The organism is Bernardetia aquimarina (assembly GCF_042180575.1).
Classification (GTDB): Bacteria; Bacteroidota; Bacteroidia; order Cytophagales; family Bernardetiaceae; genus Bernardetia.
Window position 1 is genome coordinate 1,606,609 of record NZ_CP170094.1, and the last position, 21,119, is coordinate 1,627,727.

Sequence of the window (21,119 nt, forward strand, 5' to 3'; positions counted from 1 at the left end):
TTAAGTGATAATTCTCACAAATATATTGTTTTTTATGTAGGATAGTCTTTTAATTGTAAATGATTAATTATTTGTTGTAAATTATAATCAAAAATAAACCTATCAATATTATGGTTTATAATGTAATAAGGCATTTTTTTGTTAAAAAAGCAAAACTAATGCGTAAAAAATAGAAGAATAGTTTACTACTAACCATTTATAATTTAGGATTGTTCCAAATTTTATTCATAACGCAAAGATTCAATGGGATCTAATTTTGAAGCCTTATAAGCAGGATAAACTCCAGCAGCTAATCCAACTAAAATACAAATTATGATTCCACTAACCATCCAAAGCCAAGGAATAATAAATTGAGCATCTGCACTTCCTATGAATTTGGCGACTACGTTTCCTAATGTAATACCCAAAAAAATGCCAAATAATCCACCGAGTAAGCAAATAACGATAGCTTCGATTAAAAATTGCCTTCTAATTTGTTTGGAAGAAGCTCCAATTGCTTTTCTGATTCCTATTTCTCGTGTTCTTTCCGTAACAGATACTAACATAATATTCATCAGTCCGATGGATGCTCCTAGTAAAGTCAAAAATCCTATTCCAGCTCCTCCCATACGTAATATTCCTGTTGTTTCTCCCAATGACGAAGCTAATGATTCACTACTAGAAACTTCAAAAGAAGGTTTTTGAGTAAGTTTATCACCTCTAATTATTCGCATAAGTCCTGTTGCTTCTCCCATTAAGGCTTCAGTTTGGGTAGGATTTTTTACACCTACCGTAATTGTATAAGAAAGTTGTCTGTCATTTCCCAAAATATTTGCCATAGGCAAAGGAATCAAAACACTTCTATCTGTACTTGAAGAACTCCCTACTCCTCCTTCCTCTTCTAAAAGTCCTATTACTGTAAATCCATATCCTTTTACGAGTATTCGTTTTCCAATGGGCGAACTTTCTTTAAAAAGTGTTTCTTTGATTTCTTTTCCAATAATAGCAAACTGACTTCCTCTCTGAATATCTAAAGGTGAAAAATTTCGTCCTTCTTTAATATCAAATCCATTGACTAAATTATAATTTTCATCAATACCAATGACAGACGAATTTGGATTTGTTTTTTCAGATTGATATTTTATTTCTGTTCCAAAACCTACCCTAGTATAAATTGTAACAGCATCTTGCGAACTTACATTCTGAGCAAAACGCTTCCCAAACTCCATTACCTCATTATATTTCAATGGACTTTCAATTTTTTCTACTATCCCACGACGACGAGAACGCATACTATTATTTTTGTCTTTGACATCAAAAGAGTTAGCTCCCAAATCAGAAAGCCCAGAGCTAATATTTTGTTCGATACCATCAATAGCCGTCAAAATACCCACTAGAGCTGTAATTCCGATAGCAATAAGAGAGATTGTAAGAAGAGAACGAAGCCAATTATCACGAGTAGCACGCAGAGCTTCAGCAGTATTTTGGGCAAGATTCATAAATTATTCAAAATTGTTTTTGTAGAATTACGAGGCTAGTACTAAGTTTAGTATTCTATTAGTTTGAATAAAGTTGATTTATTACAGATAATTTTAAACTTCAAGTATTTACTTCTGAATTCATACTTCTTACTTTAGTTCCCTTTATCTAATTTATCCAAAATGGCAAGTTGTTGTGTGAGCTTTTCGCCTCCTTTTATGCCAAAATCTAATGTTCTGATAGGAAAAGGAATGGTAATATCATTGGCATCAAATGCTTTTTTTACAGCTATTCCTGCTCTTGTATAAGCCTTGTGATAGGAAGGTTGGTCACATCTATTTATCCAAAAACGAACAATAAAATTAACAGAACTATCTCCAAAACCATCAAAATCTACACGTATATCACCAAAATCATCTCTAGCAATATCCAAATTACGAATCGTTTCATATAATAATTTTTCAACAACTTCTACATCATCTCCATACGAAACTCCGACAGGTACATTCACTCTTCGATGGTTGAGACGATTATAATTTAATAATGGATTTTGAAAAACTTCTTTCGATGGAATAATTACGTATTGTCCATCAAAATTTTCTATATCAATAGCTCTCAAACCTATCTTTTTTACATAACCAATATAATCATTTGTTTGGATAAGGTCTCCAATTTGTAGAGGTTTTTGTACAGCAAGAAAAACTCCTGAAATAAAATTAGTTGCCAAATCTTGAAAAGCAAAACTAAGAGCAAGACCAATCACACCAGCACCAGCCAGCAAGGAAGTAACTGTCTTATCCAAATTTAGGACACCTAATGCCACAAAACTACCGACTAGCATGATAATGTAGAATATAACTTGAGCAGCTAGTTCTAATATATTTTTGTTATCGACTAGGCGAGAAAGCGCACGGTTCATTCCTACCTTGATAGCTTTTGCTAAAAAATAAAATACAATTATTACAATTATTGCCAAGAAAAAATTGGGCAACATTGCAACTAATGTCTCAAACCAACCTAACAGTTTTGTAGATAAGGCTTGATAGCCTTTATGGAGTAGGTCTAGTTGATTGTCTAATTCGTCCATAGAAAATGAATGATTGAAAATTATTTTTTACGTCTTTTTTTTGTTTTTTTAGAGCGTTTGATTTGTTTTTTAGCTTCTTTTCGTCGCTGCCTATCTGATTTTACTTGTAAGTCTTTTTCTTGCTGATCCATTCTTTCCTCTAATGTCATTTCTCCAAAAATAACTTTTGGATCAGAGTCTCTATAAGTAGGACAATCAGAGCGTTTGGATGCTCCACAGCTTGATAAAGTAAAAATGATTACAAATATAATTGAAAATAAACTATATTTTTGGAGTAAATTAATTTTCATAATAAAAAGGTTGATTTTTAAATAGTTGAATGCAAAAGTAGTAACAAAAATGACGCAATTCTTTTTAGAATATACGTAATTTTATTTTTTTATCAAAATAGAAATAGATTGAATATTTAACGGAAATTCCATCAAAACATGCAAAATACTCAAAAAATAAAGTGTCAAAAGTCCTGTTTTGAAATCATAAAAATAAATACCTAATGCAATGAGCCACAGCAAAATAGATAAACTAAGCCATAATTTATTGACTTTATGCCAAGCAATAATATGCACTTTCGAAAACCAGTTGAGATAATGATAGGTATAAGCAAAGGCAATAAAGCGTTGAATTTGTAGTGCTACCTCTGCCTCAAAAAGTAAATCACTATCATAACGTATATATTCTCCAAAAAAAGAAGTCAGAATCATATTAAGATTAGAGAATCCACTCATTAAATAATTAGTTTTGCTTAGTGTTGAAACTGAATAAGGAAAAAAACTAGGAATAATAAAAAAACTAATTCCGACAAGCAAAAAAACAGCAAAACATAATTTTGACCAAAAAGTAGGCTTTTTCTTGATTCCTACAAGCATAAAAACTCCTGTAAACACAAAAACATGAATAAGTGTAGGAAGTAGAAGACCAATAAGAAATAGATAGTAAAAATGATTTTGAAATAAAAATATTACAAACAAACCCACTACAAAAAACAGAAATTTCGCCCATTTTTTAGGTATTGTAACAGCAGAAATAGCCATTAAAAAAGCTATAAAAATAAGATTGATACCATATTTGGGAGAAGAAAAAAAATGTTCAATTCCTATTTGTGATGTAACATAAAGCAAAGTAACCACTATGGCACAACTAAAAATAACAATAAGTTCGAAGGTAGAAGAAGAGGTAAAATATTTTTTTTCGTGTAACCAAGTCAGTTCTGTTAGATAATGTAATGCTCCTAAAATGACATAACTCAATAAAAAAAGTTCGAAAGGAAAAAAATAGGCTATAAAGCACGATAAAAGTATCAGTACAATATGAAATTGGTCAGTGTTTATGATGTATTTAGCCATAAATTAATTCTACAAAAAAATCCTAACTTATCTAAATAAAGATAAAGTTAGGATTTTTAATTTACTTGAAAAGCAACAAATTATTGTTTACCTAAATAATTAGCTACACTTTCTCTAGTTTCATTCATGGCTTCTTTACCTTCTTCCCAGTTTGCAGGACAAACTTCTCCATGTTTCTCAACATAACGAAGTGCATCTACCAAACGGATATACTCGTCAATATTACGTCCCAAAGGAAAATCATTGATAGAGATATGTTTGATAATTCCTTCTTTATTGATTAGATAAGTTCCACGAAGACAAATTGGTGCGCCTTCAAAAATAAGGTTGTTGTTTTCGTCATACGTATAGTCTCCACCTAAAACGCCATAATTTGTAGCGATTGTTTTGGCAGTATCAGCTACCATTGGAAAAGTTACACCTTCAATTCCTCCTTTATTTTTTGGAGTCATGAGCCAAGCAAGGTGAGTTTCTTCTGTATCTGTAGAACAACCTACAATGGCAGTTTCTTTAGATTCAAAAATAGATAATTTCTCTTGAAAAGCTAAAATTTCAGTCGGACAAACAAATGTAAAATCTTTAGGGTAAAAGAAAAGAATTACATTTTTTTTGCCAATATATTGGTCTAATGAAAAGTCGTTAATGATTTCTTCGCCTTCAATTACAGCAGGTGCAGAAAAACGAGGCGCAGGTTTATTCACTAAATTCATAGTATAAGATTCTTTTTTAAATGATTAGAAAATTAGTCTTAAAAAACTAAAGTGCAAAATTAAGAACTTTGAGTTAAGAAAAAAAATAGATTCTGTAAAATAACTCAGTTACTTATTATTTGGTGGTAATGTGGAAAGCCTAATAGTGTTATTTTTGACCTGTCAATTTGACCTGTCAAGAAAATGAGAGTTCTAAAAAAAGAAAGAAAATAATTCATTGTGCTGAAAGATACAACTAGAACAAAATAATTTTGAAATGAAGGTACGAGTATTTTTGGTATGAAGACACCAAATTATTTGGCAAGACAGCTTTTAAAACAATCAGATAACAAAAACTAAGCGAAATAATCTATTTTTCTAAAAAATCTTCATTTTATTTCAAAACTTTTTAGTAGATAATTTCGTATAAGATTTTTTGTTAAAAAAAGAAATTAAAAAACCACCTAAAAAATCAGTTAGTTTGATTTTATAGGTGGTTTGTAGTTTTTACAAAAGGAATAATAAGTCCAGTTTTAAGGGAATGGATTATTATTCAATAATGATTTTCTTTCCTTGTATTCCTTTATCAGTAACAATAGCTAGGTAATACATGCCTTTTGCAAACTTAGATACATCAATTTTTTGAGTGTTTGACATTTCAGTAGATTGAAACACAACAATTCCTTTTGCATCTACTAAATACGTTTGACTAACTTTCACATCTTTAGAAACTTTTACATTTAAAATATTTTCTACTGGATTTGGATAAACATTCAAGTCAATAGATGTATTTATTTTTGAATCAGCAGCGACTTTATAATTTGTAGTTGTGGTAGGAATACTACTTAACTCAACAACAATACATCTTTCACAGCCTGTAACTGGATCAACTAACTTCAATGAAATCCAAGGATTTGGATTTGGACTTGCTACATAAAAATAAGAAGAAGTGGTAGTACCAGCACCAGTAGCCAAAGCACCATATAGTGTTCCACCACAGTTTGTTACTTGACTTTGATCTTGTCCATATCTCCAATCCATCAATAAATTTGTATTTGCAGTAGCTGTGATTGTACTAAAAGGAGTATTTGGAACTCCTGTGCGTACTAATGTAATAGCTAATGCATTACGAGGAATATTCAAACAAAACTGTTCACCTAAACATGTACCATTGCTAGGTGTAACACATACATCACCAGCTGTGTTGGCATCTAATTTTAATGTAATAAAATTGTAGCCATTTCCTCCATAAACCCCACCTGTATTTGCAGCTGGGAAATTCCAACCAGCAGGTTTAGTCCAAGTATAATCACTTATAGTTCCTGTACTAACTGCTGTAAAAGTAACAGTAGGAGTTTCTCCGAATGAAATACATAAGTTATCTGCATTAATAGCAGTTACAGAAGGTTTTGCTTTTACATCAATCACAGTAGGCAAAGAAGCACAACCTGTTGAAGAATAAGATGTAATAGAAATACTCGCATCTTGGCTTGTTCCTGTATAACTATATGGAGTAGCAATCGGGAAAGGAGAAGAAACTACTGGACTACCACCATTAGGAGTAACAGTAGCAATATAATAAACTGCTCCAGCAGAAGTAACAGTATAGTTAGTAGTTGCACCAGAACCCAAACAAGTAAGACCATTTGTAATAGTCGGTTTTTCTGGTCCAATCTCAAAATCAAAAGTAGCATTTTGAACGGAAGAACAACCTGCTAAAGTAGCCGTAACTGTATAACTACCAGATACATTGATTCCACCAGCAGGAGGACTTACTGTAAATACATTACCACCACTAGACGTAACGAAATCAGCAGGAAGTGCAGGACTTACCGTCCAAGTATATTGCCCAAAAGGACTTGCTGTAAATGAAAAAGCATCTGTTGTATTACGTGTAACACAAGTAGGACCTGTAATTGTTGGTGTTCCACCTTCACGGTTGAAGTAGATAAGTGTACCTTCACTTGTACACCCTGGATCACTACTACTAGCTGCTCTTACCTCAATAGCACCACTTACGGCATCATCAAAAGTAACTGTTAATTGATTGCCAACTAATGAAGTTGTCCAGTTTACGCTCCCTTGTGGGGTTACTGAATAAGTCTGTCCATTAAGTAAGGCAGGAAGAGTAATGGTTTCTACTGTTGGTACTGCATTAGATACACAATATGTAGTTTGAGCTAAAACAGGCTTAGCAGGACTTACAGTAATATCTCTAGTAAAACTACCACCACAAGCATTAGTTACTCTAAGTGAAAAATTACCCAAATCGCTTGGCATTACTCCATTTCTATATTCAATAGTAGCAGAGTTGCCATAAAGTACCTGAGAACGAATACCAAAATTAGAATTAGTAACAGGTACACCACCTTGAAGAAGTTCCCAATCAAAAATAGCATTGCCAGCAAACTCATCTGTAATACTATATACTACTGTTCCAATATTTGTTATAGGATTGACATCTAAGTTATTATTACGCAAACAAGTAGGACCTGCAATTTCATTAGGCTGCAAGTCTTTCAAAATCTCAATATCCAAAGCAGGATCACATGTAAGCGTACCACAAGGATCAGATACAAAAGCACGGATGAAACCCTTGCCAGCACCTGCACCAGAAGTAGCAATAGTTACACTTGCTGTAAATGGAGAAGAACCAGAAGACTGCGTTTCGCTTACCTTTACTGCACCACCAGAAACTACCCAAAAAATATTGAGTGGACTAGGGTTAGTAAGTGTAATCGTTTCTGTACTACCATCATTACTTAAACAAATCCATCCTTTTGTAGTTTGGATGCCGTTAGGCTGATTGATAGGAGTAGTTGCACTAAATGTTACATTGTTTAGTGTGGCTGGAGAGGGAGTGAGGGTAATAGGAAGAGGGAAGATGCCACAGCTACAGATTACTCTAACCTCACCTTCACCATTAATAATAGCCTCTACTTTTGTTTCAGAATTTACAAATAAAGCATTTGTACCTGTTCCAGTAGTTCCTACTTCTCGTAAGCGAACTCCTCCATCTGCAGTCCAAGAAAAAAAATTATTACTTCCTGTTTGAGGAGCTTCTAAAGTAACAACTGAACCACAATAATATGCACCAGTAGGAGAAACAATAGAAATAGTATTTTGTGCATAAGAAGTACACATAATAAATAACAAGAAAAGCGATAAAACAGCTTTTCGCACGATGTTTGCTGAATTTGAAGTGTTCTGTCTAGGAACAAATTCAGCGGGCGCAGTATTACCAGTACTGTTGCCCGTTTTTTGATGGGTCATAGTTTGTAAAATTTAAAGGATTAATCAATGGCTGTATTTGATTGATTAAGACTATTTGTAATTTATTTAATGAAAAATTAATAAAATTGCAATACCATAAGGATTTATTAAACTGCTTATATATTACATTGCAAAGGTAGCAAAATAAAAGAATCACTTCCAAATAGTACAGCACTTTTTTTGCATTATTTTTTTACTAATAATTACCACCCCCTTAAATAACGCTATTAAAGGCTTTTTAATTAGATTTTATAGTGGCATACGATTTGATAGGAGGGGAAGGAGTAAAAAAAATATTTATATAATTGCTGTAATTATTACAATTTGTTATACCTTTACATTTAGTAAATTTCTAAAGATTAAATCTATATTTTCTCAAAACTATTTTTTAGATTATTCAAATAAGGCAACTAACTATTATTTCTATGAAATGCTCTCTACTTCTAGGTATATTCTTATTATTCAATACTTTAGCAGCTTTTGCTCAAGTGCCTACTCACCTCTGGTCTAATAACGTGGGTAGTTCTAACAATTCGAATATTTTCAACAATATAGCAGTAGACTCTGAAGGCAATATATATTGCGTTGGATATTTTACTGGTACTATAGATTTTGACCCTTCAGTAAATACAGCAAATTTGATTTTACCAACTTCTTCTCTGTGTTTAGCTAAATATGACAAAGATGGAAATTATCTATGGGCTTATTATTTTGAGTCTGGATTTGGAGGAGCAATGTTTTTATTTGATTTAAAGATAGATAATGAAGATAACCTATATATATCAGGAGGTTTTTCTAACTCTATGGATTTTGATATTTATCCAACTACTACCAATATAATAACAACAACAAATCCTAGTGGAATTCCAGATTCTTATGTAGCGAAATACAATAGCGATGGTAGATTAGTATGGGTACAAACAATAAAGAGTGTATCCTCTGATGGAGCAAGTACGGTTTCTTTCTTTGATGTAGATGTTAATGGAAATATAGTTATAGCAGGTACTTTTGCTGAAACGATAGAATTAGGAAATGCAGGATTTCAACTAACTGCTCCCCCATTGACTAATAACATGTTTTTCGCTAAATACGATGCAAATGGAAACTTTCTTTGGGCAAAACATATAGTTAATACTAGAGCTAATAGTCCTTTGGGACTCACAATTTCTTCTTTAGGAAATATTTATATATTTATTGATTTTCAAACAGCAACAGATTTTGATGTTAGTAATTCAGATTATATAATTACCCCTCCTTTTCTTAATACAAGAAATTTTGCAATATGTAAATATAGTGAAAATGGAGTTTTCATTTGGGCAAAACCTATTTTTGCTACTAGCAATCTAGTAAGTGCTATATTTTTATTTGATAATACACTCTCTACTGATAATTTAGAAAATTTAACTATAACAGGTAGTTTGAGTCAAAATTATGATTTTGACCCAAGTCTCGCTGTATCATTACACTCCTCAACAAACTTTAATAGTTTTTTTGCAAAATATGATGTGAATGGAAATTTATTAGACAGAAAACAGATAGTAGGTAGTCTTAATAGAGTAGGGCGAGCTACTACTGATGATGCAGGAAATTTATATTTTCCTTTTTTCTACCAAGGAACAGTAGATATAGATTTATCTGCTACTGGTACTGTAAACCTCACAGCAGTGAGTCCTCCTTTTCCTAATTATTCAGATTTGTCAATGGTTAGTTTTGATAAGGATTTTAATTATTTATGGCACGGAGAAGTATTCCCTCAAAATGATAATAATAGTTATGTTTCGGGTTCAGATTTGGAGCTAGACACAAAAGGAAACTTTTATATGGCAGGGCAGGTGCGAGGAACAGCCGATTTTGATATGTTGGCAGGGGTAGCAAATGTATCATCTTTGGGAACAACTCAACCCAATGCTTTTTTAGCAAAATATGGCATTCCAGAATGTGGTCTTAATCTAAAATCAGATACAGTAGTTTGTGGTTCGTCGGTTTCTCTGACAGCACCAAGTGGGTTTACTTCTTATACTTGGACTTTTCCAGATGGAACTACAACTTCTACAAACCCTACTATTGCAGCAAACCAAACAGGAGTTTATTATTTAGATATTGTCAGTAGATGTGGAACGGCACGAGATAGTATAAATGTTGGTTTTACACCTGCTTCTACATTAGATTTAGGAACTGACAAACAAATTTGTGCAGGAGCTTCTACTGTTTTGAATGCGCCAAGTGGATTTACTTCTTATACTTGGACTTTACCAAACTCCACCACTTCAAATTCTCAAAATCTTACAGCAACGGAAGCAGGAACGTATTCTTTACAAGTTACAAATTCCTGTGGAACAGCAACAGATGATATTGATGTCGTTATTTCGCCACTTCCAACAGTAGATTTAGGAATTGACCAACAAATTTGTGCAGGAACTTCTACCATTTTGAACGCTCCAAGTGGATTTACTTCTTATACGTGGACTTTGCCAAATTCCACCACTTCAAATTCTCAAAATCTTACAGCAACGGAAGCAGGAACGTATTCTTTACAAGTTACAAATTCCTGTGGAACAGCAACAGATGATATTGATGTCGTTATTTCGCCACTTCCAACGGTGGATTTAGGAATTGACAAACAAATTTGTGCAGGAGCTTCTACTGTTTTGAATGCGCCAAGTGGATTTACTTCTTATACTTGGACTTTACCAAACTCCACCACTTCAAATTCTCAAAATCTTACAGCAACGGAAGCAGGAACGTATTCTTTACAAGTTACAAATTCCTGTGGAACAGCAACAGATGATATTGATGTCGTTATTTCGCCACTTCCAACAGTAGATTTAGGAATTGACCAACAAATTTGTGCAGGAGCTTCTACTGTTTTGAATGCGCCAAGTGGATTTACTTCTTATACTTGGACTTTACCAAACTCCACCACTTCAAATTCTCAAAATCTTACAGCAACGGAAGCAGGAACGTATTCTTTACAAGTTACAAATTCCTGTGGAACAGCAACAGATGATATTGATGTCGTTATTTCGCCACTTCCAACAGTAGATTTAGGAATTGACCAACAAATTTGTGCAGGAACTTCTACCATTTTGAACGCTCCAAGTGGATTTACTTCTTATACGTGGACTTTGCCAAATTCCACCACTTCAAATTCTCAAAATCTTACAGCAACAGAAGCAGGAACGTATTCTTTAAGTGTTACAAATTCCTGTGGGACAGCAACAGATGATATTGATGTCGTTATTTCGCCACTTCCAACAGTAGATTTAGGAACAGACAAACAAATTTGTGCAGGAAATTCTACTGTTTTGAATGCGCCAAGTGGATTTACTTCTTATACTTGGACTTTGCCAAATTCCACCACTTCAAATTCTCAAAATCTTACAGCAACAGAAGCAGGAACGTATTCTTTAAGTGTTACAAATTCCTGTGGGACAGCAACAGATGATATTGATGTCGTTATTTCGCCACTTCCAACGGTGGATTTAGGAATTGACAAACAAATTTGTGCAGGAACTTCTACCATTTTGAACGCTCCAAGTGGATTTACTTCTTATACGTGGATATTGCCTAATAATTCGGTTTCAAACCTTCAAACAATTACCGTTTCAGAAACTGGGATTTACAAACTTACAGTTACTAATTCTTGTGGGGCTGCAACTGATGAAATAAAAATACAAGTTGCTCCAAATCCTTCTTTAGACTTAGGAAATGATATTTTTACGTGTCAGAATGATACTACTTTGTCTGCTCCTATCGGTTTTGATTCCTATAATTGGACATTTCCAAACGGCACAACATCTAATCAAAACAGTATTTTAGCAAATCAAGAGGGAAATTATATATTAAAAGTTGAGAATAATTGTGGAAATGCTTTTGATACAATTTCAGTTTCTTTCGACCAAAAACCGAATATTGATTTAGGATTTGATACGCTTTTGTGTCAGAATGAAAGTATAATCATTTCATTACCAATCAGTTATGATTATATTTGGTTTGATACTGACACTTCAAAAAACCGTTCTTTTTCTAGTGCAGGAATTTATTATTTTGATATAATCAATGAATGTGGTGCAAAAAGAGATTCTATAATCATAAATAATTTTGTAGAACCAACAGTAGATTTAGGTGAAGATAAACTACTCTGCGAAGGCGAAACTGTTGTACTTTCCATAGAAAATCCTACTAATTTTCCTGTTTTATGGAATACTGGAGATACAACAAATAGTATAGAAATAAACAAAAAAGGTACATATTCAGTACAATTATTTTCTAACTGTCAGATTTATTCCGATTCTGTTCAAATAAATTACAAATCAAAACCAAATCTTACACCTCAAAAAGACACTGTTTTATGTCAAAATGAAAATTATTTTGTAGAAATTGATTCTACTAATCAAGATGTTTCGATTATTTGGTTTGATGGAAATACAGATTTTAGTCATTTTTTACAAGGGGAAGGAACATATTTTTATACTTTATCGAATGAATGTGGAAATGTTAGCGATACTTTTTCTATCGTTTTACCTAATAATGACGACATAAATATTGACTTAGGAGAAGATAAAATCCTTTGCAATGGCGAAAGCACGATGTTAAACGCTGCTAATGAAAGTGGTAATTTTGATTATTTATGGAATACAGGCGACACAACGGCAGAAATTAGTGTCAATACGGCAGGACTTTATGTCGTAACTCTCAGTAATGAATGTACTTCAAAAAGTGATACGATAAAAATTGAATATGTAGAAGAAATAAATACAGAAATAAAATTAACTCAAAAAGATTGTGGAGAAGCCATTTTGAATGTAGCCTTAAAAGAAAATGAAACCATAAAATGGAATGATGGAAGTACAAAAACTGAGTTTGTTCCTACAAAATCTGGAGTTTATGAAGCTCAAGTTTCAAATAGTTGTGAAACAAAAAACTATTCTATTGAAGTAGAAATCATAAATTTTGACGAAGAATTTCCAAATGTAATTACTCCAAACGATGACGGTTTTAATGATGCCTACGTTTTGCCTTTTGAGGGAGCGCAGATTTTTGTTTACGACCGTTGGGAAAAATTAGTTTATAAAAATGATAATTATAAAAATGATTGGTCTCCAAAAAATCTAACTGGAGGAACTTATTATTTACTTATAAAACACCCTTGTCTTGATGGAAATAAAAAAATTGTGCTTTCTATTTTAGATTAAATTATATTTGAAGTGTTCTTACCGATAGCAAATCTAGTGGACACAGTATTACCAGTACTGTTGTCCATTTTTTTATTTTTTTGATTCTGCCAATGCCTTTACTTTTTTGAGCTGCTTAACACATTTATATTTTTGGTTGTGAAGATTGTGGCGAGTAGTGTAACCAAACTCTTTCTGAATTTCCTCTGTTGTTTTTTCTTCTTCTACAAGAATAGAAAGTAAATTCTGACAATGCGAAGTAAGACGAGAAAAGTAATCATCAAACTTTTCTAAAAGTGGCTTTTCATTTTCTAATTCTGTATCAAACTCTTCTGATAAAATAGTTTCTATCACTGTTTGATTAAAATCATTTCCCTCTTCTGAATCATCAGAATTTGCAATAGAATAAACCGTATTTTTTTTATTTTTTCTCAAAATATTCAGCCATAAATTTTTACTGATAGCAATAATATAAGTTTTGAGAGAAGCTGTAAGGTAAAAATCCTCTTTTTTAAGTTTTTCTAAAAATACAATCAATGTTTCTTGAAAAATATCTTGAGCATCCTCTTTTGTGCCTTTATTTTTACAAACATAATTTTCTACAAAGCCATAATAATACTGATAGAGTTTTGCAAAGGCTTTTTCATTTCCTTCACAAAACTCTGTCAATAATTGTTTTTGTTCGTCGTAAAAAACGAGTTGTTTTTTTGTTCTTTTCATAATTTCATCAACCGTAAACGAGGTCTGAACCGTCGTTGAGGTTTTAAATAAACTGATAATTACAACTACTACCTTTTAGATAAAATTTGAGCAACTTCTTTTGCAAAATACGACAAAATAACCTTTGCACCTGCTCTTTTTATACTCAACAAAACTTCTAGCATTACTTTTTCACCATCTATCCAGCCTTTTTCTGCGCCTGCTTTTATCATGGCATATTCGCCACTTACATTATAGGCTACAATCGGAACATGCGAATTTTGATTTAATTTACTGATTACATCAAGATACGAAAGTGCAGGTTTGACCATAATCATATCAGCACCTTCTTCTATATCTAGTTTTGCTTCTAAAAGAGCTTCACGAACATTTGCAGGATTCATTTGGTAGGTTTTTTTATCTCCAAAACGAGGTGCAGAATCCAACGCATCTCTAAAAGGACCATAAAATGCACTCGCATATTTCGCTGTATAAGCAATTATTCCCACATCTTGAAAGCCTTCTTTATCCAAAGCGTGTCTCAAATATCCTACTCTTCCATCCATCATATCCGAAGGCGCAACATAATCAGCCCCTGCTTTTGCTTGTGCAACTGCCATTTTACCCAACACTTCTAGCGTTTCGTCATTGATTATTTTTCCATCTTTATAAATTCCGTCGTGTCCATCACTACTGTATGGATCCATTGCTACATCAGTCATCACAAAAACATCTGGAAATTTTTCTTTTATGGCTGTAATAGTTTTTAAATACAAATTTTCAGGATTGTAGCTTGAAGTAGCCATCGAATCTTTATGCTCATCGGTTAGGCTTGGAAAAGGAGCAAAAGCACGTATTCCTAAATTATAACATTCCTCAATTTCTTCTAAAAGTTTGTCTAAAGAATAGCGAAAAATATTAGGCATGGAAACAATCGGTTCTTTTTTATTTGTTCCCTCAATAACAAAAATAGGAAAGATAAAATCAGCAACAGAAAGAGAAGTTTCCTCTACCATAGCACGCAAAGCAGCAGATTGACGATTACGACGAGGACGAGAGCGCATAGATTGAAAATCGAAAGACATGTGATTAGTTATTAGTGATTAATTATTAACGATTAGTGAACGAGTTTTAAACTTAATTTTCGCCTTCTTGTTCTTTTTTATTTTCAGAAAGCCATAAAATTGTTTTTTTAGTAATTCCTATTTTGAAAACTCCTCTTATTTTTCAAACTTTGGATAAAATATAATCCTTTTACTCAGATTATAAAAAAGTTACAAACAAACACGTAAAAAATATCAAAAATGAATAAAGTCTATCCCAACGCAGAGGCTGCCCTTGAAGGCATTGAAGACAACATGACCCTTATGTTAGGTGGTTTTGGTCTTTGTGGAATTCCTGAAAATTCTATTACTGCCCTTGTAAAAAGTGGCGTAAAAGGTCTTACTTGTATCTCAAATAATGCAGGTGTAGATGATTTTGGTATTGGACTCATGCTCCAAAAACGCCAAGTAAAGAAAATGATTTCTTCGTATGTAGGAGAAAATGCCGAATTTGAAAGACAACTTTTGTCAGGCGAACTAGAAGTTGATCTAATTCCACAAGGAACGCTTGCCGAACGCTGCCGAGCAGGTGGAGCAGGAATCCCAGCATTTTTTACGCCAGCAGGATTCGGAACAGAAGTAGCCGAAGGCAAAGAAACTAGAGAATACAACGGTAAAATGTATGTTTTGGAAGAAGCCCTTCATGCAGATTTTGCTTTTGTAAAAGCATGGAAAGGCGACAAAAAAGGAAATATTATCTTCAAAGGAACGGCCAGAAACTTCAATCCGATGATGGCAATGGCTGGAAAAATAACGGTCGTAGAAGTAGAAGAATTAGTAGAAAATGGAGAATTAGACCCTAATTTTATTCATATCCCTGGAATTTTTGTACAACGAATTTTTGAAGGGAAGAATTATGAAAAACGCATCGAAAAGCGTACAGTAAATTCATAAGTAGCCGATAGCTTCCAAGCTATCGTAATAAAATTACTATAAAATATTAAAACAACTCTGACAGTTTGGAAACTGTCAGCTACATATACACAAAAAGATTATGTTAGATAAATTTGGAATCGCAAAACGCATTGCACAAGAGTTGCAAGATGGTTTTTATGTCAATCTAGGAATCGGAATTCCTACTTTAGTTTCTAATTATGTTCCAGAAGGAATTGATGTTGTTCTTCAATCTGAAAACGGGCTTTTAGGAATGGGTCCTTATCCTCACGAAGAAAACGTCGATGCAGACCTTATCAATGCAGGAAAAGAAACAGTTACAACACTTGCAGGGTCTTCAATTTTTGATTCTTCGATGAGCTTTGCCATGATTCGTGGTGGACATGTCGATTTGACAGTTTTGGGAGCAATGGAAGTTTCTGAAAATGGAGATATTGCCAACTGGAAAATTCCTAAAGTAATGGTAAAAGGAATGGGTGGCGCAATGGATTTGGTAGCTTCAGCTCAAAACATTATCGTTGCGATGATGCACACCAACAAAAGAGGAGAATCAAAAATCCTCAAAAAATGTAGTCTGCCAATTACAGGATTAAATTGTGTCAAAAAAATTGTTACTAATTTGGCTGTTTTAGATGTTACAGATGAAGGTTTTGTTTTGCGTGAACGTGCGCCAAATGTAAGCGTAGAAGAAATTAAGGCTGCAACAGAAGGAAAATTGATTATTCCTGATAATGTGCCTGAAATGAAGATATAGATTATTAGTAGCTGTTGCTCGTTCCTAAACGAGTGGCAGCTTTGTTTTTATTATTTTTAAGCTACGAAATACAGGGCAAAGGCAGGAAAAATATGCTTTTCTATGAAGAATTAAAAGCCACTAATATGAAATGCAAATACACGGCTACAAGCCGAATACATATTGCTCACTCGTTAAAAACGAGCCTTTAGGTTTGTAGTAGATAAAATAGATGTAATTTCTTATCTTGTATTTAAGAATTCATCTAGCAGATAGAGAACCTATAGGCACAGCAAGATATTAAAATCTATCCCCTGAATCAGCCTCTATCTGCCTTTATTCAATCTCAAACTCAAATAGTTTTCGGAGCATTTTTATTGACCTAAAAATAAACTCATTAGTTAAGGTTTTAAGTCTGATTGAATACGATGAATCACTTTTAAATTAACAACTCCTAAATTAACTTTTTATGCAGACTTACCAAAATTTTATAGGTATCGATGTGAGCAAAGATCATTTAGATATCGCTCTTCTTCAAGAAGGAGAAGTAGTAAATCACGAACGAATTGATAATAATTTAAAAGCTATAACAGCTTATCTTTCTTCTTTTCAAGACCTGTATGAAATTAAAGAGAGCTTGTTTTGTATGGAGCATACAGGTATTTATATCAACTAGCTCTTGATAGCTTTAAGCAATTTTACTTGTGCTATTTGGGTAGAAAATGCACTTCATATAAAGCGTTCAGGGGGAGTTACAAGAGGTAAAAATGACAAAGTTGATGCTGGGCGTATTGCTACTTATGCCTTTCGTTTTCAAGACAAAGCAAACCTATACGCTCCACCTAGTGAGCAGTTAGAAGCCTTAAAAACGCTCCAAACACTACGTAAAACGCTAGTTACTCATAAACAAGAGCTAGAAACTTATGTGAGTGAGCAGAGGCAATTTAGCAAAACTTCTACTCAAAAACTGATTGAAGAAAATTCTAAATCAACTTTAGAACATTTGACACTACGCATAGAGCAAATCGAAAAGGAAATGAATCAAATTATAAAAGACGACCCACATCTTAAAGAACTCTATCAACTGGCTACTTCTGTTACAGGAGTTGGAAAAGTAACAGCCATTCAGTTATTAGTAGCAACGGATGGATTTACTAAATTTGATACTGCTAAACAGTTAGCTTGTTATTGTGGTGTTGTACTCTTTGAAAATTCATCTGGAAAATTTAAAGGAAGAGCCAGAGTATCAAAAATGGCTAATAAAACACTCAAAACAGCTTTGCATATGTGTGCTTTATCAGCCTTGCAAGTGGAAGGAGAATTACGAACTTATTATCTAAGAAAAGTAGCAGAAGGCAAGAATAAAATGAGTGTTATTAATGCCTTACGAAATAAAATTATACAACGCATTTTTGCCTGTGTAAAAAACAAAACACTATATGATAGAAACGGAATAAATTTTAACAATTTTTCTAAAGGTTAGACTTGGTTTTACCATAGTTTTCAGGGGAACTAATACAGGTAGTACATCAAAAGCTGAAAATCACAGCAGAGTTACAGTAACTGTAGATTAACATTTATATTAAAAACTTTAGCTTAATGAAATATTTTCTTACTATTATTTTTTTTTATACTTTATCAAGTAGCTTTGCTCAAGATAAATGGCTTTTTCATTCATATGGTATTAATTATAATGATACTTTATCTGACTTACAATCTGCTACACTATTTCCTAAATACTTAAAAAGTAATGATAGCTTGTTTTATAGTGTTGACTGTTTGGATAGTTGTGATAAATATGTAGTGATTGCTCCTGTTATAAAAATAAGTGATTCTGTCATATATGTATATATACAACAAAGTAGTAGAAGTAGCAGTATCATTGGTGCATTTTATAATAAGGTAATTTCCACTTCTAAAGATAGCTTAGATATTGAAATCATATATAGTGACGATTTATACAAGACGATAAATTTGAGTTTAAAAGAAATTGGATTTACTACCAACCCTCAAGTTATAGATATAACTTATTTGGGTAACAATATTGTAGAACTCACATCCTTGATAAGTTATCAAGAGACTCCTCAAAATAATCACACAAGATTAGAATACCATGGAATTTGCCACATAGAAAATAATAAATTAGCTATTACAATAATTCCACGTGTTATTGGATATACAATAAGTGGTTCTTCTCCTAAAGCAATAGTATATAATTTTTATGAACAAGAACTCTTCAAGAAAAAAATATATTTAGCTAAAGAACACTTTTGTTTAACTTCTAATTGTCATTAGTTAAAAAAAAAAAATAACACCCAGTTGTGCGTAGAATGAAAAAAAAGTAGTTAAGCGTTGTCTGCGACTACGATTTATCAGTTCAGCAAATCTTAGATTTGCAGGTCAAGTAGGTATTTCAATTTATACAATAGATTTATTAGGTCTTCTATTTTTAGTAAAAGAAGTAATTTGCTCTTTCGTTTTTTTATCAAAAACATTAAACCAACGCCAATCAGACCAGTTTTTGTCTAAATAATTTGTATAGAGCAAAAGGTTAGAAACGTGATGTTTTATAAACTTATCGTTTCCAATCTTTGCAATGACTATGTACTTTTTTGTCATTGTGATATAAATTTGAGTAGCTGAATTTGAAAATCTCCATCACAGAGTTTTTTATATAAATCATTTAGAACCAAATCGTCCAAATCATTTTCGCAATTATTCAAAATTGCACTAAATAAATCTTTACCTAATTCCTTTGTGTCATAGGTAGCTCGTTGAATAGTTGAGATATGATAGCCTCTTACTATTTCAAATTTTTGTAATTTTACCATGTTTTTGACTGTTTACGTTGAAAATATAGCTTACCAAGGAGAGTCGAAATTCATTGGTAGGCTTTTTATTTAATTACTCATGAGGAGTAATATGATATTCTATAATTGTCTTCACTACCTTCAATCTATCTTTCATATAACCTTTGAAAAAATATTGAGGATTTAAAGAGTATATGGTTCTATCTATTTTTATTATTAAATTTAGCTTTTATTTTAGTATGACCTTTGAAAAAATATCTTTTTGCTAAAGTGAAGATTAGTATGTTATCTTTACGATAGATTTAGAATTTATTTATAGAAAAAGTATCAATGAAAGAAAAATCAGTAGAACCCTTACGCCCTCTTACACTTCTTTTTTATATTACTTGTATTTCACTTGTGATAATGGTGTTTTCGCCTGTCGAAATTCCTATGAGTGATAGTTTTACGATGAATGTTTTTACGTTGGATGATTTGAGTCCACTTGCTGATACAACAGGGCAAAAAGAACTTGATTTTATTGCAGATATTCAAGATAAAGTAGAGAATGCCGAAAACCTAACTACAGATACTTTAGAGCTTACAAAAGAAGATTCATTACAGTTTGCTAATGTAGAAGATACCGTTTTGCAAGAAGAGCGTTATGAACCTGTCGTTCCTGCTCGTCAAGCGATAGAGTTTCCACCTCAAAATCCTGATGCGCTCAATGCTTTTTTTGCTTCTCTTCAATCCCTTTCTAAAAAACCTAATCTGATTCGCATTCTTCATTATGGAGATTCTCAGATTGAAGGCGACCGTATTAGTTCGTATTTGAGAGAACGTTTTCAGCATCGTTTTGGTGGTTGTGGTGTTGGGCTTGTTCCTGTTTATGTGCGTGGAAATGTACGTGCGACACTTTTTACAAGTTATTCTCCCAACTGGACAAAATACGCTTACATAGACCAAAAGAAAAGTCCTCGTCATAATAAATTAGGGCTTCTGACAGAATACGACCGTTTTACCAATCCGACTGTTCATGAAGATTCGCTTCATGCAGAAATGAAACACGCTTGGGTTCGTTTTACTGACCCTCAATTAGGACATAAAAAAGCAACAAAGATTGAAAATGTAAAATTTATTTATCGCAATCCTTCTGCGCCTTTGGCTTTTCAATTAAATCTAAATGGCGATGAAGTAATTGATAAACAAGACCTTCCTAAAAACAAAGATTTAGCCATTCATAAAGTTCCTTTAAAGACTGATTTTAATAAAATACAACTTCATTTAGGAAGTAAAGGAAACCCTGAAATTTTGGGAGTTGCTTTTGATTGTAATACTGGTGTTGCTTTGGATAATATTTCGATTCGTGGAAGTTCTGGTTTTGAGATTCCTCGTATGAATCGTGATTTTATGAAGCAACAGGTTGATAAATTGCAGGTAAAATTAATTGTAGTACAATTTGGAGTGAATATTAGTGGCGAAGGAAATTATAGTCTTTCTTATTATGAAAGAATGTTTTACCGTCAGTATAATTATTTAAAATCTTTACATCCAGATGCTTGCGTACTTGTAGTAAGTGTTTCGGATAGAGCTAGAAAAAAAGGAACTCGTTTTGAATCTTATCCAAGTGTAGAAGTTATTAGACAAGCACAAAGAAATGCAGCTATGAAAGCAGGATGTGCTTTTTGGGATTTGCGTGATGCTATGGGAGGAGAAAACTCAATGGTTTCGTGGGTAAACAACAAGCCTTCTTTAGCACAAAGTGATTACACACACTTCAACGCAAGAGGTGCAAAACTGGTAGGCGAAATGCTATACAATGCTCTCAATAATGCGTATGATGATTACAAAAAGCAAGTTCAATAGAGATAATCAAT

The 21,119-nt window shown here is 32.8% G+C and carries 17 protein-coding genes; 7 read left to right on the forward strand and 10 right to left on the reverse strand.

From position 1 onward, the window contains the following. Window positions 1-221: 221 nt before the first annotated feature. From ACE193_RS06770 to ACE193_RS06795, 6 genes are all read right to left on the reverse strand, one after another. Entirely contained in the window at window positions 222-1,478 is a 1,257-nt protein-coding gene (locus ACE193_RS06770; protein WP_375562247.1) for an ABC transporter permease, read from the reverse strand. Window positions 1,479-1,612: 134 nt separating this feature from the next. Beyond that, on the reverse strand, window positions 1,613-2,545 hold the full coding sequence (locus ACE193_RS06775) for a mechanosensitive ion channel family protein (protein ID WP_375562248.1): 933 nt from the start codon (window positions 2,543-2,545) through the stop codon (window positions 1,613-1,615). Between the two features lie 20 nt (window positions 2,546-2,565). After that, window positions 2,566-2,835 (reverse strand): hypothetical protein, encoded by a 270-nt coding sequence (locus ACE193_RS06780; RefSeq protein ID WP_375562249.1) that lies wholly within the window; start codon window positions 2,833-2,835, stop codon window positions 2,566-2,568. A gap of 81 nt (window positions 2,836-2,916) precedes the next feature. After that, a complete protein-coding gene (locus ACE193_RS06785; protein WP_375562250.1) occupies window positions 2,917-3,888 on the reverse strand; it encodes a hypothetical protein in 972 nt (323 codons plus the stop codon). 80 nt (window positions 3,889-3,968) lie between these two features. Next, a complete protein-coding gene (locus ACE193_RS06790; RefSeq protein WP_375562251.1) occupies window positions 3,969-4,598 on the reverse strand; it encodes a peroxiredoxin in 630 nt (209 codons plus the stop codon). A 528-nt stretch (window positions 4,599-5,126) separates the two neighbouring features. Next, on the reverse strand, window positions 5,127-7,850 hold the full coding sequence (locus ACE193_RS06795; protein ID WP_375562252.1) for a T9SS type A sorting domain-containing protein: 2,724 nt from the start codon (window positions 7,848-7,850) through the stop codon (window positions 5,127-5,129). Between the two features lie 425 nt (window positions 7,851-8,275). Between ACE193_RS06795 and ACE193_RS06800 the strand changes: the two genes are divergently transcribed. Further along, a complete protein-coding gene (locus ACE193_RS06800; RefSeq protein ID WP_375562253.1) occupies window positions 8,276-13,045 on the forward strand; it encodes a gliding motility-associated C-terminal domain-containing protein in 4,770 nt (1,589 codons plus the stop codon). Between the two features lie 72 nt (window positions 13,046-13,117). Here the strand turns inward: ACE193_RS06800 and ACE193_RS06805 are convergent, their stop codons facing one another. Together ACE193_RS06805 and hemB are read right to left on the reverse strand one after the other, a co-directional pair. After that, the gene (locus ACE193_RS06805; RefSeq protein WP_375562254.1) at window positions 13,118-13,744 is read right to left on the reverse strand and encodes an RNA polymerase sigma factor; all 627 of its coding nucleotides are present in this window, start codon (window positions 13,742-13,744) and stop codon (window positions 13,118-13,120) included. Between the two features lie 68 nt (window positions 13,745-13,812). After that, window positions 13,813-14,808 carry a porphobilinogen synthase gene (gene hemB / locus ACE193_RS06810; RefSeq protein ID WP_375562255.1) on the reverse strand — a complete coding sequence of 332 codons (996 nt, stop codon included), beginning with the start codon at window positions 14,806-14,808 and terminating at the stop codon, window positions 13,813-13,815. Window positions 14,809-15,027: 219 nt separating this feature from the next. Between hemB and ACE193_RS06815 the strand changes: the two genes are divergently transcribed. From ACE193_RS06815 to ACE193_RS06835, 5 genes are all read left to right on the forward strand, one after another. Further along, on the forward strand, window positions 15,028-15,720 hold the full coding sequence (locus tag ACE193_RS06815; protein WP_375562256.1) for a CoA transferase subunit A: 693 nt from the start codon (window positions 15,028-15,030) through the stop codon (window positions 15,718-15,720). Window positions 15,721-15,820: 100 nt separating this feature from the next. Next, window positions 15,821-16,474 (forward strand): 3-oxoacid CoA-transferase subunit B, encoded by a 654-nt coding sequence (locus ACE193_RS06820; protein WP_375562257.1) that lies wholly within the window; start codon window positions 15,821-15,823, stop codon window positions 16,472-16,474. Between the two features lie 448 nt (window positions 16,475-16,922). Next, window positions 16,923-17,129 carry a hypothetical protein gene (locus ACE193_RS06825; protein WP_375562258.1) on the forward strand — a complete coding sequence of 69 codons (207 nt, stop codon included), beginning with the start codon at window positions 16,923-16,925 and terminating at the stop codon, window positions 17,127-17,129. Between the two features lie 3 nt (window positions 17,130-17,132). Next, on the forward strand, window positions 17,133-17,936 hold the full coding sequence (locus ACE193_RS06830) for an IS110 family transposase (RefSeq protein ID WP_375562259.1): 804 nt from the start codon (window positions 17,133-17,135) through the stop codon (window positions 17,934-17,936). Between the two features lie 116 nt (window positions 17,937-18,052). Further along, complete coding sequence (locus tag ACE193_RS06835; RefSeq protein ID WP_375562260.1) at window positions 18,053-18,748, forward strand: hypothetical protein; 696 nt, start codon at window positions 18,053-18,055, stop codon at window positions 18,746-18,748. A 123-nt stretch (window positions 18,749-18,871) separates the two neighbouring features. Here ACE193_RS06835 and ACE193_RS06840 read toward each other — a convergent pair whose 3' ends face one another. After that, the gene (locus ACE193_RS06840; protein ID WP_375562261.1) at window positions 18,872-19,072 is read right to left on the reverse strand and encodes a hypothetical protein; all 201 of its coding nucleotides are present in this window, start codon (window positions 19,070-19,072) and stop codon (window positions 18,872-18,874) included. Then, complete coding sequence (locus tag ACE193_RS06845) at window positions 19,069-19,284, reverse strand: hypothetical protein (RefSeq protein ID WP_375562262.1); 216 nt, start codon at window positions 19,282-19,284, stop codon at window positions 19,069-19,071. The genes ACE193_RS06840 and ACE193_RS06845 overlap by 4 nt, the downstream gene beginning before the upstream one ends. A 309-nt stretch (window positions 19,285-19,593) precedes the next feature. Between ACE193_RS06845 and ACE193_RS06850 the strand changes: the two genes are divergently transcribed. Further along, a complete protein-coding gene (locus tag ACE193_RS06850) occupies window positions 19,594-21,108 on the forward strand; it encodes a GDSL-type esterase/lipase family protein (protein WP_375562263.1) in 1,515 nt (504 codons plus the stop codon). Window positions 21,109-21,119: the final 11 nt, after the last annotated feature.